Source organism: Kribbella sp. (assembly GCF_035687465.1).
Classification (GTDB): domain Bacteria; phylum Actinomycetota; class Actinomycetes; order Propionibacteriales; family Kribbellaceae; genus Kribbella.
Window position 1 is genome coordinate 1 of record NZ_DASRXP010000583.1, and the last position, 3,889, is coordinate 3,889.

Here is a 3,889-nt window from a genome sequence, read left to right on the forward strand (position 1 = left end):
CAGCCAGTGCAGACGAGTACGCCATGTCGGTACCGGAAGTTCGCCCTCCTACGGCCGTCGTCAGTAGTGCGATCTGGCGATGGTTCGAGGCCAAGCAACCTGACCTCTACAGACCGCTGTCCCTCCCAGAGATTGATCAGCACTGGCAAATGGCACAGCTGAACTACGCACAGCGCTGGCACGGAAAGTTGGTAGTCGCGCACACAGCAGGACACCGAGTTCATCAAGACGCACCCGAGCTGGTCCGCGAGATCATCGCCGCGACGGTGACCGCTGGCACGACAGGTGCGGCTCTCGCACTCGACGGTCAACGCATCCTTCGTTTGGGCGGGAGCGTCCGGCCCACGTCGCCCTCAGGTCCGCGCCAATCGTCAGGGAGCTAGCGCGACATAGGTAGCCAGGATGTCGGCCACACCTGGTGCGCGGACGATGAGTTCGTATTCCTCGATTTCTGCAACGAGTCCACTGTGCCGTTTGATCGCGCCGACTAGGAGACGATGCAAGGAATCGTCGTCCTGAACTGCGACCTTCGCCCTGAACGTCGCCACATGTGTACCGAGCCTCAGCAGCTCCAACTCAAGCGCCTGCCCGCGATCTGCTGGTTCTACCGACTGGACTTCCGCAGGAGGCCGTACAGGGTCCGTCATTGGTGGAGTCGCTATCGGCGCCGTTGGCAGGACCAGAGTCGGTCGATCCGGCACGACTCGAACCAAACCCCAGTCCTGAAGGAGATGCAGAGCACGATGGATCGTCGACCGTGCTACATCTCGATCTTCCGCGAGGTTCTTTACTGGTGGGATGGCAGTACCGATCGGCCACTTACCGCGGTAGATCTCCTCGCGTAGCTGAACGGCGATGTGCTCGAAAGGGTGTCTTGCCTCGAAATGCACCATCGGTGGCAACACACCAACCAGCGGGCGCATCGGCGCCCGTACAGCCATTGGCCCGGCCGCCCGCTGGTCTGCTTCCGACACCCACGGAACATAGTGACGCATCGTTGTGACGCCGCCCGACCCGTGTCCCAGGCGGCCAGCAACGATCCGGAGGTCGAAGCCGGCCGAGATCAACTCGGTCGCGTTGTAGGACCGCAACTTGTGGATTGAGGTGTCTATGCCAAGACGGGCAACCATTCGGCTAAAGCGTTGAGTCACCGAGTCGGGCCGCAGATAGGTCGACCCGTCCGGCTCCCGCGAGAAGACAAACGCATCGTCCGAAAGCTTGACTCCGATGGCGGCAGCCCGATCCGTACACCGTTTCCGGTGCTCGTCCAGGACGGCGACCGTCTCCGGATCAAGCACAACCCGGCGGTCGCTCTCGGACTTGGTGTCGCCCTCCCAGGTCTCGCTTCCGTACTGTCCGATGGCTCGCTGTACGTGGATGACCTCGCGGTCAAGGTCCACGTGCCTCCAGCGAATTCCACACAGCTCGCCCCGGCGATTACCGCCCATCATCGTCAACCAGATGAGCGTTCCCCAGTCTGGGTCCTTCCAAGCCTCCGTGAGTATGCGTGCGCTCTCGGACACGGACGGCGGTCTAGCTTTTGGCTTCGGCGCCGCTGGTGCTTCAGCGAAGTCCATCGGACTGATCGAAATCCACTTGTAGCGCACCGCACGCCGGAAGGCTCCGCTGAGAATCTGGTGAAGGTAGAGGATGCTGGATTCCTTCAGCGGGCTGCACTTGTGCGGCTTGCAGCGGTCATCACACTCGTGCGGCCGCTCGGTGCGGTGATCGACGTAGGCCTTTCCGTCACAATGATCGTTGCATCGCCGCAGCTCCGAGTAGAACGACTCGATCACCTCAGCATCGACTCTGCGGACCTTCGTCGAACCTATGCAGGGCACGATGTGCTTGTCGGCTTGGCCGCGGTAGTTCTTCCGCGTCTTCGGACCGAAGGTCCCGTCCTTCAAGTGCCGCTCGATTAGCTGCTCAACGGTCGCATCGGTCCGAGGATGACGCCGCTGATAGACCTCAGCGACAAACCCAGCACGGACTGCCTCAGCCTTCTCCCAAGCATCTGGGCCGGCAGGAACCGTCTCCTCCAGATACATCTTCGTCTTCTTGACCGGGTCGATGCCGGAGTAGACGCGCACCCGAAGCGAACCAGACGGCAGTGCGTGGATGCCGCCCGGCTGCCGCTTGTGGGAACTGGTCTTCTTTGCCACAAGCGGCATCGTAAGTGCCGTTGGATCCACGAATGGCTCCACGAAGGTGGGCCGAATGAGTACTCTGACCTACGTTTCCGCAGGTCAGAGGCGGAGCCGCCTATCGGAATCGAACCGATGACCTTCTCATTACGAGTGAGACGCTCTGCCGACTGAGCTAAGGCGGCGTGGCCCTAGGGCCGATGCAAGAGTGTAGCGGGAGGGCGGGCTGATTCCGAATCGGATAGCCGTGGGACCCCCTCAAGTGTGCCAGGCGCCGGGGGGGCGTGCGTAGTGAGGTGAACACGCTACGTCGCGTCAGCGCGGGTGGCTTCGCGGTTCTGAGTTGGTGGGTGACCCGCCGCTGGTCGTACCGGTCGCGACCGGCACGAGAACAGTCGCATCAACACAACGCCGGCAATCCGGAACCAAGCCGCATGCAACCGCGTCGGAGCGGGCGGCGGTGACGCCAGGAATGGCGCGGGAATAAAGGCTGTGGGAAATGCATTGACTTCAGTTGTAGCGATGGGTGAGACTATTGCCCGCAAGGCCAAACAGACCAAGGAGATCATCGTGACCGGCAAGCAAGACTTCAGGAAGGCGTGGCGCCCTGAGCGCATCGCCCCGTTGTCATGCCTGCGATCCGGCTACGAAAACACCCACGCCTACCAGCTTGACGCGGTGCTGAGCCCGAGTCACGGCGGTCCACCTGTGTGATCTCCACAAGGATCACAGGAGCCGCCTGAGTCGGGACACCCGACCGAGGCGGCTCTTTTCTTTTCCCCACACCACGTCGGTGCGCAATGGTTGCGAGCCGGATTCCAAACCCGCGCTCCGAGGGTTCGACTCCTTCCACCGATGCTTTTTCGTCATTCACGAATGTCGACTCGAACAATTGACAACTGGATATGCCATTGCAATTCCCGGACGCCATCGTGGCATCCGGGAGGACCAGCTGTAGGCCAGCGGCAGGCCACCTCATTTGGGTTGAGGGAAACGGGAGTTCGAGTCTCCCCAGCTGGACCAGGCGCCCGCAGGATGCTCAGCTACCGGCCGAGCGGGCGCCCCAGACGTGCCCTGCGCCGGAAATCCGCAGTCCATCCGGTGCAGGGCGCTGCAGACGCCCGTGGCTCAACTGGAGAGAGCACCTGTCTACGAAGCAGGAGGTTGCAGGTTCGAGTCCTGCCGGGCGTGCTGTGTCCGAAGCGGAAGTGGGCGATGCGCCGGGACGTGACCCCGGAGGAAGCGGGTTCGAGCCCCGCCGGACACCCCGGTACGACAGAGTGCCCGGGGCTCGGGTGGTTCCTCCGAGCCCCGGGCGGCGACGTCACGTAGTACGGGCGGCTCTGGCCGGAGCCGCACCGGAACAACCGACCTGGCGGGGAACTGTCGGGCACACTTGAGAGAGGAGGAACCACCATGAGCGGTGTCATCGTGCTCAACGCCTCATATGAGCAACTGCACGTCGTGTCGATCCAGCACGCCATCCGGATGCTCGTCCGGGAGGTCGCTGTCGTCGAAGAGGCGCACGACGGCGCCAGCATCGGTCCGTTCCCCCGCCCCCGAGTGCTGCGTCTGGTCCGCTATGTCGTGACCAAATGGCGGTACGCGACCGGCCGACTGCAGTACACGCGAGCCGGCGTACTGAAGCGTGACAAGTTCCGCTGTGCGTACTGCGGCAAGACGGGCGCGACCACGATGGACCACGTCGTACCGCGGTCCCGTGGCGGGCGCGGCGAGTGGCTGAA

Annotated in this window: 3 protein-coding genes and 5 tRNA genes; 6 read left to right on the forward strand and 2 right to left on the reverse strand. The window is 63.0% G+C overall.

Features of this window, described 5'->3' with window-relative positions:
• Positions 1–371: 371 nt before the first annotated feature.
• A complete protein-coding gene (locus VFG33_RS30860; RefSeq protein ID WP_325056513.1) occupies positions 372–2,162 on the reverse strand; it encodes a tyrosine-type recombinase/integrase in 1,791 nt (596 codons plus the stop codon).
• Positions 2,163–2,256: 94 nt separating this feature from the next.
• A tRNA-Thr gene (locus VFG33_RS30865) sits at positions 2,257–2,329 on the reverse strand.
• A gap of 337 nt (positions 2,330–2,666) precedes the next feature.
• Here VFG33_RS30865 and VFG33_RS30870 point away from each other — a divergent pair.
• The 6 genes from VFG33_RS30870 to VFG33_RS30895 all read left to right on the forward strand — a co-directional run.
• Positions 2,667–2,858 carry a hypothetical protein gene (locus tag VFG33_RS30870; RefSeq protein ID WP_325056514.1) on the forward strand — a complete coding sequence of 64 codons (192 nt, stop codon included), beginning with the start codon at positions 2,667–2,669 and terminating at the stop codon, positions 2,856–2,858.
• Positions 2,859–2,933: 75 nt separating this feature from the next.
• Positions 2,934–3,002 (forward strand) — tRNA-Trp (locus VFG33_RS30875).
• 90 nt (positions 3,003–3,092) lie between these two features.
• Positions 3,093–3,167 (forward strand) — tRNA-Pro (locus VFG33_RS30880).
• Between the two features lie 94 nt (positions 3,168–3,261).
• A tRNA-Arg gene (locus VFG33_RS30885) sits at positions 3,262–3,335 on the forward strand.
• Between the two features lie 2 nt (positions 3,336–3,337).
• A tRNA-His gene (locus VFG33_RS30890) sits at positions 3,338–3,411 on the forward strand.
• A 149-nt stretch (positions 3,412–3,560) separates the two neighbouring features.
• Positions 3,561–3,889, forward strand: a 329-nt coding sequence (locus VFG33_RS30895) for an HNH endonuclease (RefSeq protein WP_325056515.1), incomplete at its 3' end; no start/stop codon positions are given.

Coding starts and splice junctions, on each gene's coding strand:
- VFG33_RS30870 (WP_325056514.1), top strand. CDS start 2,667: ATGGGTGAGACTATTGCCCGCAAGGCCAAACAGACCAAGGAGATCATC.